Origin of the sequence: Paenibacillus vortex V453 (assembly GCF_000193415.1) — a bacterium.
Taxonomy (GTDB): Bacteria; Bacillota; Bacilli; order Paenibacillales; family Paenibacillaceae; genus Paenibacillus_AQ; species Paenibacillus_AQ glucanolyticus.
Genome location: NZ_ADHJ01000012.1, coordinates 36105 through 62195 on the forward strand (window position 1 = coordinate 36105; position 26091 = coordinate 62195).

General features: G+C 49.6%; 24 protein-coding genes and 1 pseudogene. 15 read left to right on the forward strand and 10 right to left on the reverse strand.

Annotation, left to right across the window (positions count from 1 at the left end; all coding sequences use genetic code 11):
- Positions 1-397: 397 nt before the first annotated feature.
- The 5 genes from PVOR_RS32455 to PVOR_RS05355 all read right to left on the reverse strand — a co-directional run bounded on the left by PVOR_RS32455 (position 398) and on the right by PVOR_RS05355 (position 4517).
- A complete protein-coding gene (locus PVOR_RS32455) occupies positions 398-529 on the reverse strand; it encodes a hypothetical protein (protein ID WP_006208077.1) in 132 nt (43 codons plus the stop codon).
- 40 nt (positions 530-569) lie between these two features.
- On the reverse strand, positions 570-908 hold the full coding sequence (locus tag PVOR_RS05340; protein ID WP_006208078.1) for a DUF4870 domain-containing protein: 339 nt from the start codon (positions 906-908) through the stop codon (positions 570-572).
- Between the two features lie 100 nt (positions 909-1008).
- Positions 1009-2967, reverse strand: a complete 1959-nt coding sequence (locus PVOR_RS05345) for a hypothetical protein (RefSeq protein WP_006208079.1) — start codon at positions 2965-2967, stop codon at positions 1009-1011.
- A 65-nt stretch (positions 2968-3032) separates the two neighbouring features.
- Positions 3033-3311 (reverse strand): hypothetical protein, encoded by a 279-nt coding sequence (locus PVOR_RS05350; protein WP_006208080.1) that lies wholly within the window; start codon positions 3309-3311, stop codon positions 3033-3035.
- 156 nt (positions 3312-3467) lie between these two features.
- Complete coding sequence (locus PVOR_RS05355) at positions 3468-4517, reverse strand: serine hydrolase domain-containing protein (RefSeq protein WP_006208081.1); 1050 nt, start codon at positions 4515-4517, stop codon at positions 3468-3470.
- Between the two features lie 352 nt (positions 4518-4869).
- Here PVOR_RS05355 and PVOR_RS05360 point away from each other — a divergent pair, with 352 nt between their 5' ends.
- The 13 genes and pseudogenes from PVOR_RS05360 to PVOR_RS05425 all read left to right on the forward strand — a co-directional run bounded on the left by PVOR_RS05360 (position 4870) and on the right by PVOR_RS05425 (position 16581).
- Positions 4870-5058 carry a hypothetical protein gene (locus PVOR_RS05360; RefSeq protein WP_006208082.1) on the forward strand — a complete coding sequence of 63 codons (189 nt, stop codon included), beginning with the start codon at positions 4870-4872 and terminating at the stop codon, positions 5056-5058.
- Between the two features lie 262 nt (positions 5059-5320).
- On the forward strand, positions 5321-6070 hold the full coding sequence (gene map, locus PVOR_RS05370) for a type I methionyl aminopeptidase (protein ID WP_006208084.1): 750 nt from the start codon (positions 5321-5323) through the stop codon (positions 6068-6070).
- A gap of 445 nt (positions 6071-6515) precedes the next feature.
- On the forward strand, positions 6516-7565 hold the full coding sequence (gene coxB / locus PVOR_RS05375; RefSeq protein WP_006208085.1) for a cytochrome c oxidase subunit II: 1050 nt from the start codon (positions 6516-6518) through the stop codon (positions 7563-7565).
- Between the two features lie 83 nt (positions 7566-7648).
- Positions 7649-9497 (forward strand): annotated as a pseudogene (ctaD, locus tag PVOR_RS05380) (cytochrome c oxidase subunit I).
- Positions 9494-10114: a cytochrome (ubi)quinol oxidase subunit III gene (locus PVOR_RS05385; protein WP_006208088.1), complete on the forward strand. Its 621-nt coding sequence runs from the start codon at positions 9494-9496 to the stop codon at positions 10112-10114. The pseudogene ctaD and the gene PVOR_RS05385 overlap by 4 nt, the downstream one beginning before the upstream one ends.
- 3 nt (positions 10115-10117) lie before the next feature.
- Positions 10118-10447: a cytochrome C oxidase subunit IV family protein gene (locus PVOR_RS05390; RefSeq protein WP_006208089.1), complete on the forward strand. Its 330-nt coding sequence runs from the start codon at positions 10118-10120 to the stop codon at positions 10445-10447.
- A 100-nt stretch (positions 10448-10547) separates the two neighbouring features.
- Positions 10548-11456, forward strand: coding sequence for a cytochrome c oxidase assembly factor CtaG (gene ctaG, locus PVOR_RS05395; protein ID WP_006208090.1), 909 nt, complete (start codon positions 10548-10550; stop codon positions 11454-11456).
- Between the two features lie 25 nt (positions 11457-11481).
- Entirely contained in the window at positions 11482-11946 is a 465-nt protein-coding gene (locus tag PVOR_RS05400) for a DUF420 domain-containing protein (protein ID WP_006208091.1), read from the forward strand.
- A gap of 327 nt (positions 11947-12273) precedes the next feature.
- Positions 12274-12975, forward strand: a complete 702-nt coding sequence (locus PVOR_RS05405) for a hypothetical protein (RefSeq protein ID WP_231887994.1) — start codon at positions 12274-12276, stop codon at positions 12973-12975.
- A 74-nt stretch (positions 12976-13049) separates the two neighbouring features.
- Positions 13050-13451 carry a GntR family transcriptional regulator gene (locus PVOR_RS05410; RefSeq protein WP_006208093.1) on the forward strand — a complete coding sequence of 134 codons (402 nt, stop codon included), beginning with the start codon at positions 13050-13052 and terminating at the stop codon, positions 13449-13451.
- 6 nt (positions 13452-13457) lie between these two features.
- On the forward strand, positions 13458-14360 hold the full coding sequence (locus PVOR_RS05415; RefSeq protein WP_006208094.1) for an ATP-binding cassette domain-containing protein: 903 nt from the start codon (positions 13458-13460) through the stop codon (positions 14358-14360).
- 21 nt (positions 14361-14381) lie between these two features.
- A complete protein-coding gene (locus PVOR_RS05420) occupies positions 14382-15284 on the forward strand; it encodes an ABC transporter ATP-binding protein (protein ID WP_006208095.1) in 903 nt (300 codons plus the stop codon).
- Positions 15277-16581, forward strand: coding sequence for an ABC transporter permease (locus PVOR_RS05425; RefSeq protein WP_006208096.1), 1305 nt, complete (start codon positions 15277-15279; stop codon positions 16579-16581). Before PVOR_RS05420 ends, PVOR_RS05425 begins: the two co-directional genes overlap by 8 nt.
- A gap of 605 nt (positions 16582-17186) precedes the next feature.
- On the opposite strand, the gene PVOR_RS05430 is transcribed toward PVOR_RS05425, so the two are convergent.
- From PVOR_RS05430 to PVOR_RS05450, 5 genes are all read right to left on the reverse strand, one after another.
- Positions 17187-19358 (reverse strand): peptidase G2 autoproteolytic cleavage domain-containing protein, encoded by a 2172-nt coding sequence (locus PVOR_RS05430; protein ID WP_006208098.1) that lies wholly within the window; start codon positions 19356-19358, stop codon positions 17187-17189.
- A gap of 122 nt (positions 19359-19480) precedes the next feature.
- The gene (locus tag PVOR_RS05435) at positions 19481-20458 is read right to left on the reverse strand and encodes a formylglycine-generating enzyme family protein (protein WP_006208099.1); all 978 of its coding nucleotides are present in this window, start codon (positions 20456-20458) and stop codon (positions 19481-19483) included.
- A gap of 20 nt (positions 20459-20478) precedes the next feature.
- Entirely contained in the window at positions 20479-21009 is a 531-nt protein-coding gene (locus tag PVOR_RS05440) for a chromate transporter (RefSeq protein WP_006208100.1), read from the reverse strand.
- A gap of 26 nt (positions 21010-21035) precedes the next feature.
- Positions 21036-21683: a chromate transporter gene (locus tag PVOR_RS05445; RefSeq protein ID WP_006208101.1), complete on the reverse strand. Its 648-nt coding sequence runs from the start codon at positions 21681-21683 to the stop codon at positions 21036-21038.
- Positions 21683-23221, reverse strand: a complete 1539-nt coding sequence (locus tag PVOR_RS05450; protein ID WP_006208102.1) for a sulfatase family protein — start codon at positions 23219-23221, stop codon at positions 21683-21685. The genes PVOR_RS05445 and PVOR_RS05450 overlap by 1 nt, the downstream gene beginning before the upstream one ends.
- A 125-nt stretch (positions 23222-23346) precedes the next feature.
- On the opposite strand from PVOR_RS05450, the gene PVOR_RS05455 reads away from it, so the two are divergent.
- Positions 23347-24201, forward strand: a complete 855-nt coding sequence (locus tag PVOR_RS05455) for an AraC family transcriptional regulator (RefSeq protein WP_006208103.1) — start codon at positions 23347-23349, stop codon at positions 24199-24201.
- Positions 24202-24289: 88 nt separating this feature from the next.
- Positions 24290-26089 (forward strand): sensor histidine kinase, encoded by a 1800-nt coding sequence (locus tag PVOR_RS05460; RefSeq protein WP_006208104.1) that lies wholly within the window; start codon positions 24290-24292, stop codon positions 26087-26089.
- Positions 26090-26091: the final 2 nt, after the last annotated feature.

Here is a 26091-nt window from a genome sequence, read left to right on the forward strand (position 1 = left end):
TGTGATCTGAATGTAATAAGTAACTAACACAATAGAATGCTGCTTGTTCTGCATAGTAACTAAAGTGATCGCTGCTGCATGAATAGTAACTAATGTGATAGTTGATGTCCCCTCGAATCAGGAGCTATTAGCTAACGGACCTCATATCCCTTATGTACAGGATATCGCCACTTCCTCAACTCTAACGGACACAGTAGTCGTTAAAGTGTCCATATGGGCTTGATCCCCACCGTTAGTTGTCAAATAACGCTTCCAGGGTCCGTTACATCTCAAAACATGCTCGCTTTTTGAAAATAACGTCTACTAGGTCCGTTACGCCATATTTACCTATAGCACTAGCACGGATAAAGGGTGAACTGCACCCTTAAGAGGGTCAATTTAAAAAAAGTACCCGAACTTAAGAACAACTTCGCTCCAGCATACGGGTCGAATTCAGCCTGCTCTCTAACAGCGTTCCCAGCAGCGGTCCCGAACAACCAAAACGGCCTCGCTCCAGATGCAGGAGCGAGGCCGTTTTTTTGTTGTTCACATATGCAATAATGTATCCAGTCGTAATGGAGCAGCTCACGTCAGATACGCTGCATTTGTTTCTCGGCAAAATTGCCGATCCAAGGCAGTTTGAACCACTTTCCCTGAATGGCGTTCGCCATAAGCACCAGCCACATCAGCACGCCAACCAGTGCGAGGAGGGCGGAAGCCAGGAGGCCGATGATGGGCACCGCGCTCGACAGCAGGTGAGCGACGGCAAGGATGCCGAAGGCCAGCAGGGACTGAAGGGCATGGAATATGACGTAACGGCTTCTTTTTTCTAATGAAAGAAACAGAATTCCTCCGACCATGGGCAGAAGATAACAGAGTGTTGCGGCCAGATTCTCGGGAAGCCCTGTGGACGATTTGAAAGGGGACATCTCATCAACTCCTTGTCTTAAAAACCGGTTCTGGGTAGGGCAAGCTTTATACCTTACCTTATGAAGCGATTGGACAAAGTATGATGGTTGTGCACCGATATTATTTCATTTTCAATTGCAGCAGATACTTCACGAGAGCATCCTGCTCCTCCTTGGTAAAACCGCTGCTTTCGTCCACCCAATATTCATGACCCTGACCCGTAATGTGGGTGTCCCTTAGCCGTGCATCTTTGCGGTTCGCTTCAATGACCTGCATTCTCAGCTTCCGGTCGATCAGGGCCTTCAGGCTGTTGTAAGGATCCGGCTGAATGCCTTTCATAACGCTTTCGGCTACGCCAATTTGTCCCAGCTCCGGGCCAACGGCCACTCCGCCATCATGCAAATATGGTGCAGACCAGCGCAGCCCTATCAGCCCCTTGACCTTATAACCGCCTCCGGATTGATGATGGCCGAAGCCCAGCTCGATCTGCTTCGGGTCGATTCCGTCCAGGGGAATCTTGACCCCCTTCGCATCCGAAGGGAGGGGTACGGGAGTGTTGGGAGGATAGAACTCTGCCTCGCCAAAAGCGTTTTGCGTGGTGTGGAAGGCTTTGGCCCTTGCAGGCTCAGTGCCGATTTCGACAGCAGGCAGAATCCGGTTATTCGTGAAAAAATCACCTGCATGGCAAGAGATGCACTGTGCTTTTTTGAATACCTCCGCTCCGAGATGGATGGTCTTGGCATTGGTGGCTGCCGAAGAATCCGTGTCTGGCGGACGCACCGTATTCTGATAGGCAGACATGGCATTAACCTGCTCCCCGGCATGAAATCCGGGCGAACTGATGTACAGTCCATTGGGCGCAATTGCCGAAACCTTAGGGAAGTTCGGAATCTTGATTACTTCATTGACACCGGGGGTGCCGGGATTCGGGTCCAGCCGGTTGAAGAATTCGGTTGGCTTCAGCCCGCTCTTTGGGTCGTAACGGAACTTGCGATGAGCTGCATTTTGCAAAATGGTACCCACATAGATTTCCTTGTCGATCCCCCATAAAGGCTCGCTGATCTCGCTTTGGCTCAAGGTATCCGTATTCTGTGCATGCACATTGTTGCTGAAGGTGCTGAGCCCCTTGAAAGGGCCCGCAATAGCGAAGCCGCTCCAGCTGAACGGATGATCACCCTTCGTGAACATATCGGGAATTTGGGTCACATCGCTGATAAGATCAACGGTAGTATCGAAATTGCCGGGTGCCCATTTCATGAGATTGTCGTCAACCGCCTTTTCCAGTGCTGCTGGATCGGGCAGTGCCTCGGGTTTTCCTTTGGAATTGATGACGGTACGGTTCTCGTTCTTAATAAAATCCACGAGCTTCGTGACATCCGTATGGGTAAAATATGCCGAGCTGTTAGGTGCCAGCGCCAGCATGAAACCCAAGTTTAGATCAGAGTTCGGTGCGCCTTCCACCACCATTCCCGTCTCGCGGTTGACGGTAGCATGACAGGCCATGCAGGTGACTCCGATACGGGCTTTACCCTGGTCATATTTTACTTTGACACCGATCGGGGCATAAGCTCCTTTGGCCACATCAAAGCCAGTGTCAATCTTATCTCCCTTGCGGAAGGATTTGCCACCAATTGTAACATCCTGATCAAGCTCGATTTGTAAATTGTTCGTGCCCTTTCCCTTCAGCTCAGCGATAGCCTTGGCGATTTTACCCAGCTTCATTGGGCCATCAACAATCCCCAGAATATCGGTTAAGAATACCTCATTACCAAAGGTCTCCTCATAAAGGGTGCGGCGCCCCAGAGCAAGCATGTCTTTCGTTATTTCGATAGCTCCGTTAGCCGCGGATAAGCGAGGATCCTGGTCCTGAAGGGCAGAACCGGGAACCGTAAGTGTTTTGCCCCAGAGATCATACTGGCGAATGAACCCCAGTTGCTGGGCCTGGAGCTGTGGTGCATTTTCCAACTTGTGTTGAGGCGGTACATAGGCGTATTCCGGCTTCCCGATATAAGCTGCAAGCCATAGGGCGCCCACGGCTATAATGGGGATAAGCAGCAGAACCCATTTCGATTTTCGCATGTGGTATCACCCTTTATGAGCAGGACTTGATGAACCATCTCTGTACACTGCCGGTATACAAGGGATTAATCAACTTCGACATCATGGCGCAGCGGAGATTCGGCATTCACCTGTTTATCCGGGCCCTTCTCTTTTGGAACCAGACGTTCGTCTGTTCTGCCTTGATGATGGTTGTCAAAATCATATTCAGCCAGTCTCCACTCCGTAGAGCCCTTCTGCGGATCAAACGGGAACTCCTCGCCGCGCTTCAAATATTCCTCCCGACCCCATTCATTGGTGTACGTTCCGTCCACTTCAACCTCTTCGTTTGAAATCGGATGGAGATCTTTGTCTTTACCGGACATGTCGCATGCTCCTCTCAGGCTTGATTTTAGAAATGATTCATATCGCATAAAGTAACCAGAAAGAGAAGGTACTATCCGCTAAAAGGTGCATGAAAGTCAAATACAGGCTTGAAAATAATGGTCGCTTCTTTAAATATGCCGCCCCAATTTAACAAACTAGTTAGAGTCATCCGACGATGGTGGGGATTTGGATTGGATAGCATCAAGGATATGGCGTTCCAGCAGCACACGAGGATTCTTCCAGCGGCTGACCTTGCTATCGGCAGTAAATACAACGACCGTATCCAACTTGGGAAAAAGATAGATTTGCTGTCCACCATGGCCATGTGCGAGTGCAAAGGGCGTACCGTTCTGCATGCCGTTCCACCACTGGAATCCATAATCGCCAAAAGCGGGATAGCCCTTAACTTGGGGAGTAAGTGCTTGCTCCAGCCATGATTCCGGAATGAGACGCTCACCTTCCCATCGTCCTCCGTCCAGGCAGCATAAACCGAATTTGGCCATATCCCTTGACGTGAGATAGAGCCCGACGTGACCCATGCTGTGGCCCTCAGGGCTTGGAGACCATGCAGCATGGTGAATGCCCAGGGGACCGAATAGATGCTGCCTGGCATAGGCGTAAGCATCCATTCCCGTGGCCTCGCTAATGGCGACGGAGAGCAGATGTGAATCCGTGCTCCGGTATTGAAAGAGCCCCATCTCCTGCTCAACCACAGGCAGGGAAAGCGCAAAGCTCGTCCATTTCCGGTTGCGGTGGAAGCGGTGAATGAGGGGCTCTCCCAGCTTCTTGCCTGTTTGCCATGCAAAGCCTGAGGTCATAGTCAGTAAATGATGAAGGGAAACCTTGTGCAGGAGAGGATGAGCGCGTTCGGGAATATACCGCTGGAAGATGTCTTTAATGGATGAATTCAGATCGGGCAATTCGCCGCGCGAGAGGGCAATGCCAAATAATATGGATGTAAAACTCTTTGTGGCTGACCTGAGATCATTGAGCGAAGAAACACTGTGCCCGCCATAGTAGCGTTCATATACGAGCTTGCCGCTATGCAGCAGCAGAAAGCTGCGCATTTTCGGATATTGTTTCTGGATGATCTTGTCGACCTGATCCAGAATCTCATGCTGGAGCCCCAAGTCTTGCGGTTCCGCACTAGGAATCGGGGAGCCGGAAGAATAAGGGGAGTGCAGGATAGACCGTGTTTCTGCCATAGGAAGGGCCTCCTTATGTTGGAATCTTATTGCGATTTGATTGCGTTTTATGGATCGTATGAATGTATCTTAACCAATTCCGGGCGTAATTGATGATCCATGAAATTCATCGTACAAAAAAACATTTTTTGGGAAAGATGAAACAAACAGAAGAATATGATATAATATATTAATGATTCAGTTGCATGCTGTAAGGGTATGTATAGTGTCAGGTGCATTGGTAAGTTGCTGAATATCAACCTAATCATCACCGTTAGAACTGCAATATGGCTTCAACTTAATGAGGTAGATCTTTTCGGCATTCTCTTTAAACGGAGTAATTTTATTCCACACGTTTTGGGAGGGATCCATCATGGCAACGAAAGGTCACAATGAGGTTAAGGAAAGTCTGCGGGAAATGACACGAATTTTCCGGCCTAAAGATCCGAAAAAATTTGTAAAGGAGTATGTCCGGAAGTACCATATTATGGGGGGCTATGAAGAAGAGCTTACACTTGTTGTTGAGCATGAACTTGGCAAGCTGAATTCCTCCGTTTCGTAACCTGTAATAAGCACCTGATATCTATAGAAATATCACAAGCATGTTCATCTTGTTATCAACTAATAATATGAACCATTTAGAGAATATGGTTAAACCGTTTTTGGGACAAATGTCCCGAAGGCGGTTTTTTTGCGTTTGCGGTCGATGATAGACATCGGGCTCGGACTTCCGTGCGAAGTCCACTATTTTGAGGGTATTTTGCATCTGTCCCTTCATATATTGTTAGCAGTCGATCCGATAAGGATATAAGGGAGTGGCAGATGTGAGGATACAGCTGAGACGAAAGGAAGAAATCGGATACATCCGCGAGGCGGGACGCATCTTGGCTGCGTGCCACCGTGAAATAGCTAAGATCATACAACCAGGGATTACGACAAGCGAGATTGATGCCAGGGTGGAGAAGTTTCTGGAGAAGAACGGAGCTGTCCCTGAGCAAAAGGGGTATAAAGGATTTCCCTACGCAACCTGTGCATCGGTTAATGATGTAGTCTGTCATGGATTTCCCGACCAGCGGCCGCTGGAGGCGGGTGATGTGGTGACCATCGACATGGTGGTGAATAAGAACGGATGGCTGGCGGATTCAGGATGGACCTATGCGGTAGCCGAGGTTTCTCCCAAGGTAAGAAAACTGATGGAGCATACGCACGAAGCGCTGTTTAGAGGGATCGAGGCGGCGCGTCACGGCGCTGCGTTGGGTGATGTGGGTCATGCCATCGAGCAGGTTGCAAAAAGGGAAGGGTACGGGATCGTAAAATCGCTGGTTGGCCATGGAATCGGCCGTGCCATACACGAGCCGCCTGATGTGCTGAACTATGGTGTTCCTGGAAGGGGATTGAAGCTTAAAGAAGGTATGGTCATTACCATCGAACCGGTATTCACTCTGGGAAGCACAGGTGCAGTGTTCTGGGGAGATGATGGCTGGACCATATCCAGCGCGGACGGGTCGATAGGTGTTCAATATGAGCATACAATAGCTATCACACGTGAAGGGCCAGTCATTCTGACGGATTAAAGTGCAGAGAAATATAGCATAATAATAGGAGGTATTCCTGGCGGGGATGATGCAGCTTGCCTGGAACACCTCCTTTAGCATGGAGATTCAGGGGTGAATGTAGCTCCTGCACAGCCGCTGCATACAGATTCAAAAAGACGGAAATGACTGTATATATAGCTATAAAGACTGTCGCTGAGGCATTGTGCAGAATGTCGAATCATGGGCCACGGGAGTGTGAAACGAGTTTGAAAGCGATTGCAAAATCAGTAACGGCGCGACTTTGACGACTTTTCGAACAATTTGTGAACTCCCTGTGAATGATTGACAAAAGCAACCCATGAACTTATATTTAATAAGTGATTGCTTTAATTGACAGGATTACTTCATCCGTGATTGTGCAGGTAGATTACCGCTGTTTGCGCCGGATGGTAGTCTACGAAAATCGGAAAAGTGGGGTAGATCAATGATGAAACGGTGGCAGGCTGTAAAGCGTCTTCTTCCTTTGATGGCCATGTTTGCTTTGGTGTTATCCGGCTGCGGCCGAGAGGATTTGTCGGTCTTAAGACCACAAGGTCCGGTAGCACAAGGTCAACTGGATTTAATTAAGCTCTCCATTTCGATTATGATCGTCGTAATGGTTGTGGTATTTGGAATTGCCGCATACGTGCTTGTTAAGTTCCGTAGAAAAAAGGGACAAGATGAAATTCCTGAACAAGTGGAAGGGAACCATAAGCTGGAGATTATCTGGACGGCGATTCCGCTGCTCTTGGTGCTCGTGCTTGCAGTTCCTACTATTCAAAAGGTGTTTGCGTACGGAGCGAACGATTGGAACGATCCGGAAGCAGTTAAGGTGGAAGTTACTTCTCACCAGTTCTGGTGGGAGTTTACTTATCCGGACCACGGTGTGAAAACCGCTCAAGAGCTGGTTGTTCCTGTAGGCAAGAAAATTGCCTTCCAATTAAAAACGAATGATGTGCTTCACTCCTTCTGGGTACCATCGCTCGGCGGCAAGATGGATACGAACACAGAAGGCAGCGTTAACTACATGACTCTGGTTGCTGACAAAGCGGATACATACATTGGTAAATGCGCAGAGTTGTGCGGCCCTTCCCATGGCTTCATGGAATTCCGTGTGAAAGCGGTTGATGATGCAACGTTTGAGCAATGGGTCACTGCAATGAAAGCACCTGCCGTGCTTCCTGCAGACGCTGCGCTTGCTGAGAAATTTAAGACCAACTGTCTCTCCTGCCACGCTGTTGGCGATCAAGGCGGAGCCATGGGTCCTAACTTGACTGGCATTGGATCGCGTGAGACGGTAGCGAGTATCTTGCTGAACGACATAAGCGGCAATCCAGGGACAAAGCCGACAAAAGACAACATGGTGGAATGGCTGATGGAGCCACAGGCTGTAAAACCTGGTAACACGATGCCTAATCCGAAGGATCTCGGCTTCAGTGATGAAGAAATCGAGCAAATTGCCGATTACTTAGCCAATTATAAGTTGGATTATTAATACAGCAGGAACTTTAAAAGGGGGTACAAACCTTGGCTCACGCTCATGCTCATAGCCATAGCGTCAAACGCTACACGGGGATAATGGATTGGCTAACAACCGTTGACCACAAGAAAATCGGTATATTATACCTGATAGCGGGCGGCTTTTTCTTCGGGATTGGCGGTATTGAAGCGATTCTCATTCGCTTGCAGCTGATCAAGCCGATGAACGATTTGGTATCGGCTCAAGTATTTAATGAATTAATTACGATGCACGGAACGACGATGATCTTCCTGGGTGTAATGCCAGTTATCTTCGCCTTGATGAATGCGGTCATTCCGCTTCAGATCGGTGCGCGGGACGTTGCGTTTCCATTTTTGAACTCACTCGGGTTTTGGACGTTTTTATTCGGTGGACTGTTGCTTAACCTTAGCTGGATTATGGGCGGTGCGCCTGATGCGGGATGGACATCTTATCCACCGCTATCCTCAACGGACTACTCGCCTACACACGGTGTGGATTTCTATACCATCGGGCTGCAGATAGCAGGTTTGGGTACGTTGATCGGCGGTATCAACTTCCTGGCAACCATTATTACAATGCGTGCACCTGGAATGTCCTTCATGAGAATGCCAATGTTTACATGGACGGCGTTCATTACATCGGCTATGATCCTGTTCGCATTCCCTGCAATTACAGTAGGCCTTGTATTGCTCAGCTTTGACCGTTTGCTAGGTGCCAATTTCTTTGATGTTGCGGGCGGCGGTAACCCCGTATTGTGGCAGCATATTTTCTGGATTTTCGGTCACCCTGAAGTATACATTCTGATTTTGCCGGCATTCGGTATTATCTCAGAAGTTATCCCGACATTCTCTCGTAAACGTTTGTTCGGATACAGCTCGATGGTATTTGCAACCATCCTGATTGCCTTCTTGGGCTTCATGGTTTGGGCTCACCATATGTTTACGACAGGTCTTGGACCTGTAGCAAATGCACTTTTCTCCATCGCTACGATGTTGATTGCGGTTCCTACGGGTATCAAAATCTTTAACTGGCTCTTTACGATGTGGGGCGGTCAAATCCGTTTCACCAGTGCCAATCTGTTCGCGATCGGTTTCGTACCAACCTTCGTTATGGGTGGCGTTACCGGTGTCATGCTGGCATCTGCTCCTGCAGATTTCCAGTTCCATGATACGTACTTCGTTGTAGCTCACTTTCACTACGTAATCGTCGGTGGTCTGGTATTCGGACTGTTCTCCGGATTGCACTACTGGTGGCCTAAAATGTTCGGTCGCGTACTGAACGAAACGCTGGGCAAATGGACGTTCTGGCTGTTCGCTATCGGCTTCCATATGACATTCTTTGTACAGCATTTCCTTGGTTTGCTCGGTATGCAGCGGCGGATTGTATCGTACTTGCCGAATCAGAATTTCGATGAACTCAACTTCATCAGTACCATCGGTGCAATCTTGATGGGTATCGGTGTGTTGGCCTTCTTGGCCAACGTTGTTGCAACTTCAAGAAAACCGGTGGGTGCAGCAGCGGATCCATGGGAAGATGGCCGTACGCTCGAGTGGAGCATTCCTTCTCCACCACCAGAGTACAACTTTAAGCAAATTCCGCTCGTTCGCGGTATCGATGCTTACTGGAAAGAGAAGATGGCAGGCAATAAAGAGATGACACCATCCGAGCCGGTTGGTCCGATCCATATGCCTTCGCCAAGCATCCTTCCGTTTGTGATGTCACTGGGTCTGTTTATCGCGGGTCTTGGTTTCTATGTTTAGCACGGAGGACTTCTCGAATTCGTTCATGAGCTTAATCTTCAATAAATACATTGTTCTGATTGTTGGTCTTCTGATTACGTTCGCTGCAATGATCGCTCGTTCCCTGTACGATGATCATGGATATCACATCGAAGTTGAAGAACTGGAAGGGGAGGGGAAAGCATGAGTCACGCTGAACATGTAAACGGCGAACTTCCTCACGAGCCGGAGAAGGCAACACTCGAAGGCCGTAATAAGGTTCTTGGTTTCTGGCTCTTCCTTGGTGGAGAGGCTGTACTCTTCGGTACGTTGTTTGCAACATTCCTGGCACTTCGCGGCCAGAACAATGAAGGTCCAACGGCTTCTGAGCTGTTCTCGCTGCCGATTACGGCAGCAGCAACACTGATATTGCTTGTCAGTTCCTTGACCAGTGTGTTCGCCATTCAGGCGCTCCACCGTCACAATATCGAGAAGCTGAAGTTGTGGCTCATCGTAACCGTAGCACTGGGTCTTGGATTCCTTGGCCTTGAGATTTATGAGTTCTACGAGTATATTGTACATGAATCATTTAATATGAAGACGAGTGCATTCTCGTCTGCATTCTATACGCTGGTTGGCTTCCACGGTGCTCACGTTGCTTTTGGGGTCGTGTGGATCAGCCTGTTGATTGCTCAGCTGTACAGAAAAGGGTTAACCGTTGTTACAGCACCCAAGGTATATGTTTCTGCCATGTACTGGCACTTTATCGACGTTGTATGGGTGTTCATCTTCTCGGTCGTATACCTTCTTGGAAAGGTGGGCTAAGGAATGACTGCGAACCAATCATCTAATGCTAATGAGGGGCCGACAGTTAAACACCGCCATCGCGTGGAGGGCCCTGAGAAACACATTGTAGTATTTATCTTCTCCATCGTGCTGACGGCAATTGCCTTCGCAGCCGTCGCAGCCGGTGGCATCAACACAGCATTTACGATCATCATCTTGCTGGTTATGGCTGTGCTGCAGGTGTTCGTACAAATGGGTTACTGGATGCACTTAAAGGACAAAGGGCATCTGATGCCAATCCTGTTCATGATTGGCGGCTTCTTCGTAGCAAGTACCTGTATTGTCATGGCACTGTTCTGGGTTTGGTGGTAAAATGAAAAAGAGGTGGGCTACTTCAGCCCCCTCTTTTTTTAAGTCGTAGGAAGGTGTCACAATTTCGACAGAATTTAACCCGTTTAGGGGAGGTTTTTGCATGCTGGGCTTAGAATATTTTAGTTTTGCAGATAAATGGACCCCCATGTTCCTGGCGTTTATGCTGCTCCTGACTGCTGGCTATTTCTTGCTGACCGGTCCCTTGAGCCATCGATTCCAAGGAAGTGCTCCGGTTTCGGCTGGGCGGAAATCTTTATTTGTTGCGGGGATGATTACGTTCTATCTTGCCCAAGGTGGACCGGTTAATCTGCTTGGACATACAATGTTCTCGTTCCATATGGTGAGTATGGCGATGTCTTATCTCATGGCAACACCACTCCTGATTCTGGGCATTCCGGTTTGGCTGTGGCGTGCTTTCGACAGGATAAATCCATTTAAGAAGCTAGGCTTCCTCACGCATCCGATTGTGGCAGCAGTAGTGTTTAACGGTTTGTTTTCGTTTTATCACATTCCAGTAATCCATGACTTTGTCATGTTGAATTTCTGGGTGCATCGATTGTACTATCTGATTCTGTTAATTGCCTCACTGCTCATGTGGTGGGCCATATTGAATCCGATTCCGGAGAAGGACAAGTCCTCGGGGCTTATGAAGATGGGGTATATCTTCCTCAATATGGTATTGCTGACACCGGCGTGTGGGCTCATTATTTTCGCAAACGAGCCGATGTACGCTACATATAGTGACCCGGTTGTATGGGCGAATGCGATGGGTTATTGTGTGTCTGGCGACACCTCAGCATTACTCAGCCAATTCGGAGGACCCGAATTTTTCGGCTACTTGGAGCCGGCCATTGACCAGCGTGTTGGCGGGATTATCATGAAATTCTTCCAGGAGATCATCTTCGCTTCGATGCTGGCCTATGTGTTCTTCCATTGGTACAAACGAGAGAATCAGGAAGACGATCCTTTGCCTGGTGAGGTGCCTCCGGGTAACCTGAATCAAGCTTAATAAGGATTAATGAAGGAGGATCCATATGGATTGGTATTTTATATTTCCCACGGTCAGCACTACGTTTATCGTGATAAGCGCCGTGCTGGTAGCTATCGGTTGGGGACTTATTATTAAAGGTAAACGCGCAGCTCACAAAAAAGTGATGATCTGGGCAGCGGTGGCAGCGGTGATCTTCTTTATCATCTATTCATCGCGCACTATATTCATTGGCAACACGTCGTGGGGCGGACCGGATGAACTGAAGCCTTATTATCAGGTATTCCTGATCTTCCATATTGTGCTGGCTACCGTCGCTGCGGTCTTTGGCATTACGACATTGACTCTTGGACTCAAGGAAAAATATTCCAAGCACCGTAAATGGGGCAGAGTTACGTCCATTATTTGGTTCTTTACAGCAATTACCGGTGTGGCCGTGTACACCTTGCTGTATCTGTTGTATCCAGGCGGTCATACTCAGCCTGTATGGAAAGTCATATTTGGAATGTAAGTGTGGGAGAACACCCGTCAGAGAGATCTGGCGGGTGTTTTTTTATGGAGGCGGGCGGGGTAGCTCATTTGCAGGATGAAGTGTGGGAGTGTATCCACTCCGGTCGCTGCCATCAACCAGGAAAATCATAAATATTTACAAATTCTATTGACACTGTTTAGATACAGACTATATACTGTATATAAAGATATACACAATGAGCACAGTAATCACACTAAGCACAGTGGAAGTGCACAACTGCAATGATTACGAAATTGATTGTATAGAAATTGATTGTATATACGAGGGAAAGGGTGAGGCGCGTTGCAACAAGTACTCCATAATGCAATGAAGATCGTAAAGAAGGATTTTGCAAGCGACAAGCTGCAGATTTTATGGACCATTCTCTTCATGGTATACATGGGATTTGCCGCCAGCGTTATCATAGACAATCAGTTTGAACATTTGTATGAGCGCAGCAACCCGTTCATTGACTTCATATTGGTGCTTTACGCTCCGTTATTGGGATACCTCTTCAGCAGAAGATCCTTCCGTTATCTGAGCGAGGATTCGTATACGCGGATGCTGTATTTTTACCGCAGCATACCGGTGCCGGCCTCCGCGATTTTCGTAAGCCGCATTATAAACAGCCTGATAGCTTATGCCATAAACGGCATCGTGTTTTTTGGGGTCATGTATGCGATAGGTGATCATATCAGATCCGCAATGGATATCCCGAGTTATATCGCATTCATGCTGACATGGATCGGCATCGGATTTTTAATGACCGGGCCCTATATTTATTGGGAGCATATGTGCAGCGGCAAGGCGTACTTCAGAAACACCCTTGTGGTGATGGTGCTAACCACCGGATCCGTCGTTCTGTTTAATTTGCTGGGTTACAGCCTAACCGATTTCATTGCTAACGCATCCATCAGATGGAGCTTGATATCACCGGTCATGTGGGGATCACTCATCATCGGACTGGCGGCCATGCTGCTCATGAGTAAATTCACGTACACCCGGCAGCAGACAAGGGATCTAACATGATTTATATAGAACACATACACGTTGGTGTCGGAGGTTCGCCGCTTATGTACAAGGAAGAAGAGAGGTGATACAAGGTGCGAATTCCGATTCAGATTAATGAAAATAGCGCAGAGCCTTTATATCACCAGATTGAATCACAGCTGCGCTCGCTTATTATCAGCGGTCAGATCGAGGAGGGAACGCTGTTGCCGTCCATCAGGGAATTTGCCGGGAATCTGAACTGCAGCGTCATTACGGTACGCAGGGTGTATCAGGATCTAGAGAATGAAGGGCTGCTTCGAACGAGACAAGGAACGGGAACTTTTGTTGCTGGTGTCGGTGATCGGGCCCGTGAACAATATAAACGCGATTCGGTCGTTGAGGCATTAAAGATTGCGGTAGATAAGGGGCTTGCTGTTCAGTTTAATGAAGATGAATTAAAGGAACTGTTCATGGAAGTTGTTCGGGATAAATACCAAGCAAGAGGAGGTCGCTAGCAATCAATGGAACCGCATATCATTGAAATTCGTAATGTCATTAAACGGCGGAAAACGAAAACCATCGGACCCATCCAAATATCGATACCTCAAGGATACATCGTTGCGCTGGTGGGACCTAATGGCTCGGGGAAAAGCACGCTGCTGAACATGATGATGCAGACCGTGTTTCCAGATGAAGGGGAGATCACCTGGTTCGGTGAATCCCATCCGAGAGAGCTCCCCGTCTCGATTCGTAAACAGATGGGGTTCGTTCCCGAACAGCTGAGCTCAGAAGAACAGCATATGACGGTGGATGAGGCGGCCAGCTTTCGAGCATCTTGGTATGACAGTTGGGATGGTTACTTTTTCGATGAGCTTCTGTCACGATTTGATGTCCCGAGGGGCGTAAAACTTCGCAAGATGTCCAAAGGGGAGCGGCGCAAATTCGAGATTGCAGCGGCGCTTGCACCGAAGCCGAAACTCCTGCTTCTGGATGAACCCTCTTCCGGTCTGGATCCCTTTGCTTGGAAGCTGATGATCGACCAGCTGCACAAGGTGATGAAATCTATGGATACCACCATCGTGCTGTCCACCCATGTGGTGGATGAAATCAGGCGGCTGGCGGATTATGTGATCCTTATCCATCATGGAAAGCTGCTGGGTATGGTGGAGAAGGATTCGCTGCTCGACAATTGGAAGGAATGTTGGATTCAAGGCGATGCTTCCATCGTAGAGGAATTGCCTGGTATTCTTAGCAGCAAACAAGAGACAGCGAATACGATTTCTTTTATAACGACGGAATGTTTGGAAGTAGAAAAGATCCTCCAGTCTGCAGGCATACCGTTTATTCGGGCCCGTTCCTTGGAGCTGGATGAAGTGCTTCGACTATGGATTGAAGGCAATATTCCTGCCAACGTGCAGAACTAGGATAGAGAGGGGTTTCACAATATGCAACGATTGCAATTAGAGGATGTAGTTAAGATTTATGCGGACAAAACAGCCGTAAACCAGATTTCGCTTCAGGTTGAGGAAGGAGAAATCTACGGCCTGCTCGGTGCGAACGGTGCCGGTAAAACAACCACCATGCGGATGGTGCTTGGCTTGATCTACCCGGATGATGGAACGATTTTGTATAATGGGAAGCCTTACAACAAGGAGCTTCGTCACATTATGGGTTATTTGCCGGAGGAGCGCGGGTTATATCCGAAAGTGAAAGTCAGCGAGCAGATTTCATACTTGGCCCAGCTTCGGGGCATGTCAGCCAAAGACGCCGATAAGAGCTTGAAGTACTGGCTGGAGCGCTTTGAAGTGCCTGACTACTACGATAAGAAGATTGAGGAACTGTCTAAAGGTAATCAACAAAAGATGGGCTTTATTGCAGCAGTGGTTCATGATCCGCAGATCCTGATTCTGGACGAAGCATTCAGCGGACTGGATCCGGTGAACGTTGAACTATTGAAATCGACGGTTAAAGAACTTCGCGACAAAGGCACAAGCATTCTGTTCTCTACCCACCGGATGGAGCATGTTGAGGAATTATGTAGGAACATTACCATTCTTCATCGCTCCAACACCGTAGTGAAGGGGAACCTGAAGGACATTAAATCCAAGTATCCGCGAGAAGAAGTGGTGCTCGGCACCTCTGGTGAAGTTCAGGGGCTCGATTCACTGCCGGGCGTAACGGCTGTTGAGCGGACAGAGGATGGTTACTCCATCCGCATAAGCCACATCGACGCTGCCCAGAATATTTTGAATACAGCGATGTCGCAAAGCGTGATCCATCGGTTTGAAGTGAAGGAGCCGACACTCAATCAAATCTTCATAAAGGCGGTAGGTGAATCTAATGAATAATATGTGGACCGTTATCCGATTTACGTTTATGAATAAGGTAAGAACGAAGTCGTTTCTCGTATCAACCCTGATTTTTGCACTGATCATTACAATCGGGATTAATCTTCCTTTTCTGATCCAAATGTTCACGGGTGACAAGGCAGGATCTGAGGAAACCACTCGCATAGGTCTGGTGTATGGACAGGAGCAAGCGCTCGCTGAACAATTGGAGACGACTTGGAGCAGCCTGCCGTCAACTACCTATAAATTTGTGAAATATGAAACGGCAGATGAAGCTGCCTTGAATAAAGACATTGAAGATGGCACTATTGAAGGTTATTTAAAATTTGAAGCACAAGAAGGCAGCACGTTCCCGGCCGTGGTCTACAGCTCCGAAGAAGAGGGAATGAGTCCGGAGCTGCAATCGAATCTGCAAGCCGCTCTTCAAGTGGCAAAGACTCGCAGCATTGTAGATGGGCTTGATTTGTCTGATGCACAGATCAATGAGCTGAATGCGCCGGTTCAGATTGATGCTCGCAGTATTGGCACGAATCCATCAGGCAGTGCTGGAGGAGCATCCGAAGAGAAGGATGGGGCTTCCGAGGTTATTAACTACATCGTGGTGTATGCACTGATTATTCTCTTCTTCTTCACCTTGATGGGGACCGGCAACATGATTGCTTCGGAAGTGACGACAGAGAAGAGCTCCCGTATTATGGAGATCCTCATTACCAGCGTCTCTCCGCTGAGTCAAATGTTCGGTAAGGTTATCGGCATGTTCCTGCTGGGTCTGTCACAGATCCTGGCGTTCGGCATTGTTGCCGCAGCGAATTTGATGCTGCCTCACAACATGGACACATTGAAGGAAATGAATCTTGACCTTACTGCGATTGATCCGATGCTGCTGGTGTTTGGCTTAATCTTCTACATTCTCGGATATTTCTTGTACGCGATGTTATACGCGGCCATTGGTTCGATTGTCAGCCGTACAGAGGATTTGGGGCAGGCTGTCATGCCGATTACCATGCTGTCGCTGGTGGCATTTTATATCGCAATCTTTAGCCTGAGCGCTCCGAACTCGATGCTGATGAAGGTGTCCAGTTATATTCCATTCATCTCACCAACAACGATTCTGGTTCGTATCGGACTTGGCGACGTAGCGATGTGGGAGATCCTGTTATCCCTTGCTATCCTGATCGTATCCATCCTCGTGTTTGGCTGGTTGGCTGCAAAAATCTATCGCACTGGTGTCCTGATGTACGGCAAACGCCCTACATTCAAGGAGCTTAGAAAAGCGATGAAGGCTTATAAGATGTAGTCAAAGTACGAAAAAGAGGCTTTAAACCAAAATAAGAGGTACATGGATGTAAAGATAGACATGACGATGGATAAAAACCAAAGTATGATGATGGTCTTGATCTCAGCGGTCCTGCGTATTTTGCTTGGAACGACCATGGATACACTACAGGTTCTATGCTGAAAGAGGTCGTTCAGGGAGTGTTGATGGGCTTTGGGATATTATTAGCCTGCGTTGGTCTGTGGGCGTTTGGTAAACGAAAACAATAGAGTTTAAAAAGAAATGGTTTAAATGAGGCGAATGTAAAAGACTAGTGAAATCAGATTGCTGATTTTACTAGTCTTTTTCTTTGGCAGAACAAGAGACCGATTTAAACAACAACTATACTAAGTTACTAGCGGAATGAAGCAATCTATATTCTGTTCCACCAATCACATAGGTTAGATCAGGAAATTAGTCACATCATTTAAACTATAGAGTGTATTATATCAATTTGACCCTTTGCATTGTCTCTATTCCTAAGAATGTTGTATCCCAATCAGATCGATTATTATTCTTATGTACAAAGAACCGACTCCAAGAAGTCGGTTCTTCTACGCTCAGCCAGATCACGGTGCATTCCACCCTCATTTAAACTGCACCATGATTTGATTGGGTCCGGTGCGCTTCATTACACGGTATCCGCTATCGGCATTGGTGGCGACCCCATCGTCATTGGGCATGCAATAGCCATTAACCGTGCACGTTCCATCATCACGAACGAGCAGTTTTCCAATCAAACCGACGGTTACCCATTCCTCGCGCTGGCTTCTTGGAATATAGGCCATCGAAGGGTCCCACTCCGGATTCAAGATCGGCTGCTGTTCGGTGGATGCAGGTGCAATGATATTTCCTTCTTCATCCCGTTCCTCAGGAATCGTAACTTCCTGAAACCGCACGTTTCTCCACTCATCATGGAGGTAGTAATCCTTCCATCGCAGTTCTGCGGCATCTGCCACAATAGAGGGAGTGGAGGTGACAATCCCTAGCAAGTAACCATCGCTTTGCGTAGCGATCCGGACCTTATCTCCATCCAGGGTTACAAAATAGCCGGGCTCTATGCCGGTGCCATCCAGTGTTTCGTACATTTCGGCATAATCGGCTCCACCGGAAAAATAGTTGCCGTCAATATACATATTGCCGGTTGACCCTTGCAGAACAGCGGCCAGACCCTGTGCATCAGCGGAGGTCCCGTTCGCGACATGCCAGGAATAGGTATAGAGCGACGCCCCATATCTGCCCATAATATGGGCTCCGTTATGGGTGGCGGTGGTTTGGAGGCCTTCCGCATGGGAGAAATCTCCGCTTGCCGTCGTTTGGACTCCTTCGGCATGCGCTCTGCTGCCCGATGCCACGGTGTTGGACCCTTCAGAATGGGAGGCATAGCCTTCTGCCGAAGTCGTAAATCCTTCCGCGTGTGAATTATTGCCTGAGGCAGTGGAGGTATTGCCCTCCGCGTGCGAAGCATATCCGGATGCCAACGTCGTGTAGCCTTCCGCATGCGAATTAAAGGCGTTGGCCGTGGTGAGGGAGCCCTCGGCATGGGCATAGTTGTTGGTTGCCTGCGTACTTGAACCTTCCGCGTGGGAGTAATTGCCCGATGCCGTTGTGTCTGCTCCCTCGGCATGGGCATATACACCGGAAGCAACCGTATTAGCACCTTCGGCATGCGCATTATTCCCCGAAGCCAGCGTATTGGAGCCTTCGGCATGCGCATTGATCCCTAATGCCTGGCTACCGGACCCCTCGGCATGGGAATTGCTGCCCTCGGCGAGGGTGTTGACTCCTTCCGCATGGGAATTTCCGCCCGATGCGGTGGTGGTATTTCCCTCTGCATGCGAAGCATAACCACCCGCCGTCGTAGTAAAACCTTCGGCGTGCGAATTGTTTCCTGAAGCTATCGTTGTATTTCCTTCCGCGTGCGAAGCGTAACCTTCCGCTAACGTAGTGTAGCCTTCGGCATGGGAATTAAAGGCGCTTGCAGTCGTAAGCGAACCTTCGGCATGTGCATAATTGCCGGTTGCCGAATTATCGTATCCTTCTGCATGAGAGAAATTTCCCTGAGCCGTATTACTTCCGCCTTCCGCGTGGGCATAATTCCCGTCCACCGTGTTGTTTGCGCCCTCCGCATGACCGTAATTGCCGGTTACTGTGTTATATGCGCCCTCGGCATGAGAATAATTACCCTGCGCAGTAGTGTTGGTTCCTTCGGCGTGGGATACGAGGCCGCTCGCCGTTGTAGACAATCCTTCGGCATGCGATATAAACCCGCTCGCCGTTGTCGAGATGCCTTCGGCATGGGAGGCTTCTCCACTGGCCATGGTTCTGTACCCTTCCGCTTGAGATGCGGTTCCGCCTGCTACGGTGTTTGAGCCTTCCGCGTGGGCGGTATCCTCTATCGCTTCCGTCAGATAGCCTTCGGTGTGAGAGGCATGGCCCAGAGCTGTCGTTGCGTTGCCTTCGGCATGGGAGGCTTCGCCGTAGGCCATCGTTGTAAAACCTTCGGCATGAGAAGCTGTTGCACTTGCCATAGTAGTCGATCCCTCGGCATGGGAACTGTCGGCCAGCGCTTCGGTATTATAGCCTTCCGTATGGGCAGCGTCCCCGGACGCTCTGGTCGTACTGCCTTCCGCATGGGAAACGGCTCCGCTAGCTGTCGTCAGAATTCCTTCCGCATGGGAGGCGAATCCACTGGCTGTCGTATTCGAACCTTCAGCCTCCGAGCATTCACCGATTGGATTTCGATTGCATTCAGCCATCGTATTCATTCCTTTATCTATAAGGTGTGGTAATGTCACTAAACTTCCCTATGATACAGGATATGTGTGTCTAAGGAGCATGAGTGGACTTATTGTACACGATATGTATTGACCTCTCGAGACTACGATAGGTAACCCATATCCTTGACGCAGCGGAATCCGACATGACTGGATGAGCTGTCCGGCGTATTTTTGTTCCTTGCGGCAACGCGATAGCGATTGCAATAGGATCGATGGCATAAATAGGAGCCGCCGCGCATGACTCGTTCTTGTCCTTGCAGTGGTCCCTTGGGATTGTCCGTGTGTCCAGTCACATCATAGCTTCGGTCATACCAATCCGAGCACCATTCCCACACATTGCCCGACATCTGATACAGACCGTACCCGTTCGGCCTATAGGCTCCAACCGGTGCCGTGCCAGGATAACCATCGCTGGCATGGTTCTTCACGGGAAACCTCCCCTGCCAGATATTGCAGCGAAACTCTCCAGCAGGCTTCAATTCATCGCCCCAAGGGTATCGTTTCTGCACGAGTCCGCCGCGTGCGGCATATTCCCATTCGGCTTCCGTGGGCAGCCTGACTCCGGCCCACTTGCAGTAGGCGTCGGCATCGTTCCAGGACACATGGACGACAGGATGGTCCATACGATGAACGAGACTTGACCCGGGGCCTTCCGGATGAGCCCAGTCCGCACCGGGTACCGCTCTCCACCATGGCGTATGGGCCGGGGCCTGTGTTGCCGCAGCAGCCTGTTCGGTCAAGAACAAGTGAAACACATACGACCAGCCAAACTGCTCAGCATCTGTCCTATATCCGGTCGCTTGTATGAAACGGACGAAATCGCTGTTGGTCACCGTATAGGGAGCAATCGCAAAAGCGTTGACATTTACTTCCCGAACGGGTCCTTCTCCATCATACGGATTGGCTTCCTGATCGGAGGTGCCCATCAGAAATAGACCGCCAGGAAGCTGAACCATACGGTCCTTCTCGGATTCGGCAATCGTAATGCCAGGTAACGCTGCCTGGCCTGCAGCAGGAGTTGGGGCCGTGACGTTCAGCCTGTTTCGTGCTGCGGTGCAGCAGGACGGTTTGGATTCCATCATGCACCTCCCAGTTCAAGTTAGAATAAAACAATGCCGGCAGCGCCGGCGACGATGAGCAGGAGCAGCGGGTGGAGCTTGTGCTTCAGTAAGAGATACAGGCAAACACCACTGATAAGGAGCGTGGGGACGATGCCCCAGGTTATCGCTGCGCCTTCATTAGACAAGCCAAAGTGAATGGCTGCATATAGAATGAGCCCGGTCGTTACAGGCCGCAAGCCGTACAGGGAAGATTTCAGCCATGGGTTGTCATGCAAGCGGTAGAAGAAGGCAGATAGCAGCACAACAACGATCAACGACGGGATAATGATCCCAGCGGTGGAGACGGCGGCTCCGAGATAACCTGCTGTTTCATAGCCGATCAGCGTGGCGGCATTGGTTGCAATCGAGCCGGGCGCCATTCCAGCCAGCGCCACTGTCTGTTGGAACTCCGCGGCTGTCAGCCATCCTTTTTCCGTGACCTCATACTGAATCATCGGAATGACTGCATAACCGCCGCCAAACGACACAAGGCCTACGCTTATAAACATGATAAACAAGTCCCAATACATGATTCGATCGCCCCGATTTCTCTCGCTTAAATGTAATACTCCAGCTCCGAAGGGCTGCCGGTTGCGGTCTGCTTCTCGGTCCGGGCCCGAAGTCCAAGCCGTAGTTTGATCCGGATGACCGTCATGCCGCATAACAAACCCAGAGCTATAAGATAGAGGGGGTGGACACCAGCAAATAACAGCACGGAGACGGTAGCAAGGGCAGCTATCGCTGTCGTCCTGTCAAAGACGGAATACTTGGCCATCCGATATGCCGCCATGAGGATTAGCGCTATAATGGCACCGTTCATCCCCTTTAGAGCAGCTTCGACTTTAGGCTGGTTTCGGAACACCATGGCAAATATGCTGATCAGAATCACAATCAGAAACGTGGGACATGTCACTCCGATGACCGCCGACACAGCTCCGGCAACGCCAGCCTGACGGTGGCCGATGATGGCAGCCGCATTAACGCCAACGCCTCCGGGAGCTGAGCCGGCGAGCGATATAAGCTCACCGATTTCATCCTCTTGCATCCATTTTTTCTTGCTCACCACTTCGCGCTCAATAATTGGCAGCATGGCATACCCGCCTCCGAAGGTGGAGGGCCCGATGCGGAAGAAGGTCCAGAACAGCTGGTTCAGCAGCTTGAATTTATGCTTCAGTCCCTTGATGCGATCTCTCATGATTTCCATTACGCATGATGGATTCTGGGCATCGGCATCGGTTCCTTGCCAAGCTCGGCCCAGATATATTTGAGCAATAGCTCGGCCTTCAGCTGCTCGTGCTCCGGCTCGTTCCACAGGTTATGCAGCTCGTTAGGATCGGTCTCAAGGTCGAACAGCTCACCGTAGGATTGATTGTAATAGACGGTGATCTTATAACGCTGTTCGATATATGTTTTTTGATGAATCGTTGTCGGCTCGTGCCGGAATTCGCAGAGGGCATGCTCCCGAGCGGCCGCCTTCTTGCCGAACCACACTTCCTTTTGGTCGACGCCCGTCATGGCGTGCGGAATCGGAACGTTGCAGAGCGATAGGAAGGTCGGGGCCAGATCGACCAGGGATTGCATGGCATTTGATTTTTTTCCGGCAGGCACCTGATCGGGGTACCTTACCATAAACGGAATCCGGATTAAATCCTCGTAATGGAACCCTCCCTTGGCTTGAAGGCCGTGCTGGCCGAAGAAGTGGCCGTGATCCGTTGTGAATACAACGACGGTATTCTCCGCCAGTCCCAGATCATCCAGTTTATCGAGGATTTTGCCGATATATTTGTCCATCATGCTGATCATGCCGTAATACACGGCAACAAGCTTTTTCTTGTCATACTCCGTTAGTCGTGCCTTTGCACCATACTCGTAATAGTGATGGGAACGGTAGCCATGTATGCCATACCCGGTCTCTGCAAGATGCGAGAAATCCGGATCGTCCTCTTGCGTCAACTGGAAATGCGGCGGATTTCGGTCATGCTCTCCCGGCGTTACGGATGGAATGGTCAACTCGTCCGGGTCATACATCGAGTCCCACGGTTCAGGGGCCAGATATTCCGGATGCGGGTCGAAGAAGCTGGCCCACAGAAAGAAAGGGTCATCCGAGCGCTGGTATTGGTCCAAAAGGGAGCCGGTTCGTTCGGAAATCCAGGCGTTGTAATGGTATTTCTCCGGGATGGGCCATGTGTACGTCCGGGAAGGATCCATGGTTCCCGTCGGCGGCAGGAAGTATTCCCGCCAGTTGGCACACCCTTGCTCTTCCAGCCATTGTGCATAATGTTGACCGACATGGGCTTCATTGGTGTGGTTGCGGGCCAGTTCAACATGGTCGAATCCGTAAAATGGCCCGTGGAAATTTCTCCAATATTCCAAATCCTGAAGGATCGGGTACGCTTCCAGCGAAGGATAAACATCCGTGGATTTCAGTGGCTGAAAATGAGCTTTGCCGACAAGACCCGTTCGGTATCCGGCTTCCTGGAAGCTTTGACCCACGGTGTGGCGGTCTTCCAGCAGTTTTGTACCCAAAGTCCATGCTCCATGCTGACTGGGATACATTCCCGTAATGATGGATGCTCTGCTGGGGGTGCAGGTGGGATTTGGGCAATAGGCCCGATCGAACGTTGTCCCTTGCCGGGCGAGACGGTCCAGATTCGGCGTGGAAATTTCAGACTGAAATGTACCGATGGTGTTCCAATGCTGTTGATCACTAGTTATTAGCAAAATGTTAGGTGTTCTCGACAAGTGTAATCCCCTCCTAGTATGATAATATTGAAAAAAATCAGTTATAAAAATAGCTTAGTGTTATATTTTTGTTGTCATTTTGTTATGATTAAGCAAAAAATGAAGGAAAGGAGGGGCGTCGCCAAATGCAGGAATATGAATACGAGTATGCGGAATTCATCTACTATACGCCGGGATATTTGGATAAGGAGGAACAAATTTGGCCGGTTCGGGCAGGACGAACTGCAGCCAAGCCCAATTACAAGGTCGGACCGAAACGGATCGAGTGTTACAGTCTGCATTTTGTGCATGAAGGCATGGTCCGGCTTGAGTTTGATGGTAAATGGGTGGATCTGCAGAAGAACGATGTGTTCTGCCTGTTTCCGGGGCGGACCTATTACTATCACATGCTTCCCTCGGATTCTCCGCTGCAAATGAGCTGGCTCGCATTGGACGGCAACAGGGTCAAGCCGTTATTGGAGCTTGCCGGTTTGCTTCCGGATAGCCCGTTTGGCAAACAAATGTTATCCGCCCGGGTCAAAGAGTCCTCGGAAAGCGTGATTCATGCCCTGGCTGGCGTGGAACGCTGGAAGCCTTCAATTTCACTGGAACTGCATGGCTTGATCTACGGACTGCTTGCCGGACTGGTGCCGGACACGGTTTCTTTGCAGCCGACAGAGCTTGCGGGATGGATTCATGAGTGTTTGGATTACATGGAACTTCACGCGACCGAAGGGATTTCAGTACAGCAGGTGGCTGAATTTGCGGGGGTGCACCGTTCGTACTTCTCCAATATGTTCACCAGTCAGGTAGGAATGCCTCCGTTAAAATACATGCAGAAAATACGGATGGAGAAGGCGAAACGATTGCTGACCGAAACGGACGCAACGATCACGGAGATTGCCCTGTCTCTTGGCTATCCCAATTTATACTCATTCACGAGAGCCTTCAAGATTTATTACAAGGTGCCTCCCATTACCATGCGGGGAACCCAATGCTGAGTGCGTACCATGGGAATGCTCATGTGAACGACATTTTGTAAACGGTTACTTTTTATTTCGGTTGATCTTGAAAAAGGAGAATTCCGCTATGAAGCTTTCTACGATTCAGAGGTGGATATCGCCCGGTCGAAGCATTCAAGGGAAAATATTCATTGCGTTTAGTGCGGTTACCCTCGTGTCCATTGTCTCGATTACGGTCATTGTTTACATGAGCATGCGTGAGACGATCATGCACAATGCGGTCACCTCGGTATCGGACAGCATTCGGCAGGCGGATGAATCGCTGAATATGATGCTGGAAGAGATCGATCGCTTGAACACCGTTGTGGTGACCAACAAAAACACGGTGATTGACACCCTGTTAAGCCCGAATGAAGAGATCAGTTACGAGTGGTTTCAGGAGCAGAAGCGGATCGATGAGTTCCTGTCCGTTCTGATCGATTATAAGCCCTACATTACACGGATCGCTGTTGTCGGTCTGAACGGAAAGGTGTATTTCTCCGGTGGGCCGTGGTTGGACAGGACGGTGCTGGGGTCACCGATGCTGGATTACATGCTGCAGAATGGATCCCGCCATGCGTATTTCAAGCAGACGGGGGTGTCGGACGCCATCACGGTAGGGCGGGAGATCCGCTACAATCGTGAACCGATCGGGGTGGTCATGGTGGACTTGAATTATGATTTTATCCAAAAAACATACGGCGTGAAGCCGACTACGGACAGCATGATCTATGTGCTGGACATGCAGGGCGGGTTCGTTTATGAGGCCGAATCGGCACCGTCTTTTGCCCCTTCATCCGATAGGATTGTCGGACTCAATCAGGAGCTTGCAGGTAATGGTGATGCTATCAAGCAAGTTATTGACGGGAGAGACTATATCGTGGTCAGCCGCCGATCCGGTTATACGGGCTGGACCACGCTGGCGTTGATTCCGATGGATTCGCTGCTGAGCGAATCGGCAAGGCTGCGCAAGCTGCTGGCGGAGGTGTCGGTTATCGTCTTTGTTGTGGTTCTCATCGGGTCGCTGCAGGTGTCTTCGCGAATCACCCTTAATATCCGGCGATTGAAATCGTTGATGATGTTTGTGAAGGAGGGGAATTTAACGTTTCCCAGGAAGGAGATCAAGGGCGAGGATGAGACCGGGCAGCTGTACCGCGTCTTTATCAGCATGGTGGAGGATTTGAAGCGGCTGATGGAAGGAATCCGGGTCAGTGAGAGGGCCAAGCGGGAAGCCGAGTTAACGGCCCTTCAGGCGCAGATTCATCCTCATTTTTTATACAATTCGCTGAACACTATTAAGTATCTGGCTAAGATGAACGGCGTACCTAACATCGAAGAAGTGTCGGGATCGTTGATTGAGCTCATGCGCGGGGTTCTGGGCAATTCAAGCGAATTTCTGACGATGCGGGAGGAACTGGATTATGTTGAACGCTATATCTCCATCGTCAAGTATAGGTATATGGAGCCGATCCGGATGGTTGCCCAGGTTGAGGATGATGCTTTGCTGGAATGCCGGGTGCTGAAGCTAATGCTGCAGCCTCTTGTGGAGAATGCCATTATTCATGGTATCGGACCGCTGGAGCGGGAGGGACTTGTGCTGATCCGCGTATGCGAAGAGGGGGGCGACCTCAAGATTGAAGTGATCGACCATGGCAAGGGTATGACAGAGGGGCAGAAGGCTGCTTTGTTGGGTGAAAGGGGAAAGAGCGGGAATATGTCCCGTTTTAGCGGAATGGGGGTGCGTAATGTGCATGAACGGATCGTACACCTGTATGGTCATTCATACGGCGTCAAGCTGTACAGTGAGCCAGGTCTGTATACCAAGGTCGAGATCCGGCTGCCGAAACTTACGGAGTGTAAGGGAGAATCCGAACAAGAGGTGATATAAGC

Bases quoted from the DNA above. Each gene is read 5' to 3' on its own strand.
- PVOR_RS05340 (WP_006208078.1), bottom strand. From the start codon at position 908: ATGTCCCCTTTCAAATCGTCCACAGGGCTTCCCGAGAATCTGGCCGCA.
- PVOR_RS05345 (WP_006208079.1), bottom strand. From the start codon at position 2,967: ATGCGAAAATCGAAATGGGTTCTGCTGCTTATCCCCATTATAGCCGTG.
- PVOR_RS05350 (WP_006208080.1), bottom strand. From the start codon at position 3,311: ATGTCCGGTAAAGACAAAGATCTCCATCCGATTTCAAACGAAGAGGTT.
- PVOR_RS05355 (WP_006208081.1), bottom strand. From the start codon at position 4,517: ATGGCAGAAACACGGTCTATCCTGCACTCCCCTTATTCTTCCGGCTCC.
- PVOR_RS05360 (WP_006208082.1), top strand. From the start codon at position 4,870: ATGGCAACGAAAGGTCACAATGAGGTTAAGGAAAGTCTGCGGGAAATG.
- coxB (WP_006208085.1), top strand. From the start codon at position 6,516: ATGATGAAACGGTGGCAGGCTGTAAAGCGTCTTCTTCCTTTGATGGCC.
- PVOR_RS05385 (WP_006208088.1), top strand. From the start codon at position 9,494: ATGAGTCACGCTGAACATGTAAACGGCGAACTTCCTCACGAGCCGGAG.
- PVOR_RS05390 (WP_006208089.1), top strand. From the start codon at position 10,118: ATGACTGCGAACCAATCATCTAATGCTAATGAGGGGCCGACAGTTAAA.
- ctaG (WP_006208090.1), top strand. From the start codon at position 10,548: ATGCTGGGCTTAGAATATTTTAGTTTTGCAGATAAATGGACCCCCATG.
- PVOR_RS05400 (WP_006208091.1), top strand. From the start codon at position 11,482: ATGGATTGGTATTTTATATTTCCCACGGTCAGCACTACGTTTATCGTG.
- PVOR_RS05405 (WP_231887994.1), top strand. From the start codon at position 12,274: ATGAAGATCGTAAAGAAGGATTTTGCAAGCGACAAGCTGCAGATTTTA.
- PVOR_RS05415 (WP_006208094.1), top strand. From the start codon at position 13,458: ATGGAACCGCATATCATTGAAATTCGTAATGTCATTAAACGGCGGAAA.
- PVOR_RS05420 (WP_006208095.1), top strand. From the start codon at position 14,382: ATGCAACGATTGCAATTAGAGGATGTAGTTAAGATTTATGCGGACAAA.
- PVOR_RS05425 (WP_006208096.1), top strand. From the start codon at position 15,277: ATGAATAATATGTGGACCGTTATCCGATTTACGTTTATGAATAAGGTA.
- PVOR_RS05430 (WP_006208098.1), bottom strand. From the start codon at position 19,358: ATGGCTGAATGCAATCGAAATCCAATCGGTGAATGCTCGGAGGCTGAA.
- PVOR_RS05435 (WP_006208099.1), bottom strand. From the start codon at position 20,458: ATGGAATCCAAACCGTCCTGCTGCACCGCAGCACGAAACAGGCTGAAC.
- PVOR_RS05440 (WP_006208100.1), bottom strand. From the start codon at position 21,009: ATGTATTGGGACTTGTTTATCATGTTTATAAGCGTAGGCCTTGTGTCG.
- PVOR_RS05445 (WP_006208101.1), bottom strand. From the start codon at position 21,683: ATGGAAATCATGAGAGATCGCATCAAGGGACTGAAGCATAAATTCAAG.
- PVOR_RS05455 (WP_006208103.1), top strand. From the start codon at position 23,347: ATGCAGGAATATGAATACGAGTATGCGGAATTCATCTACTATACGCCG.
- PVOR_RS05460 (WP_006208104.1), top strand. From the start codon at position 24,290: ATGAAGCTTTCTACGATTCAGAGGTGGATATCGCCCGGTCGAAGCATT.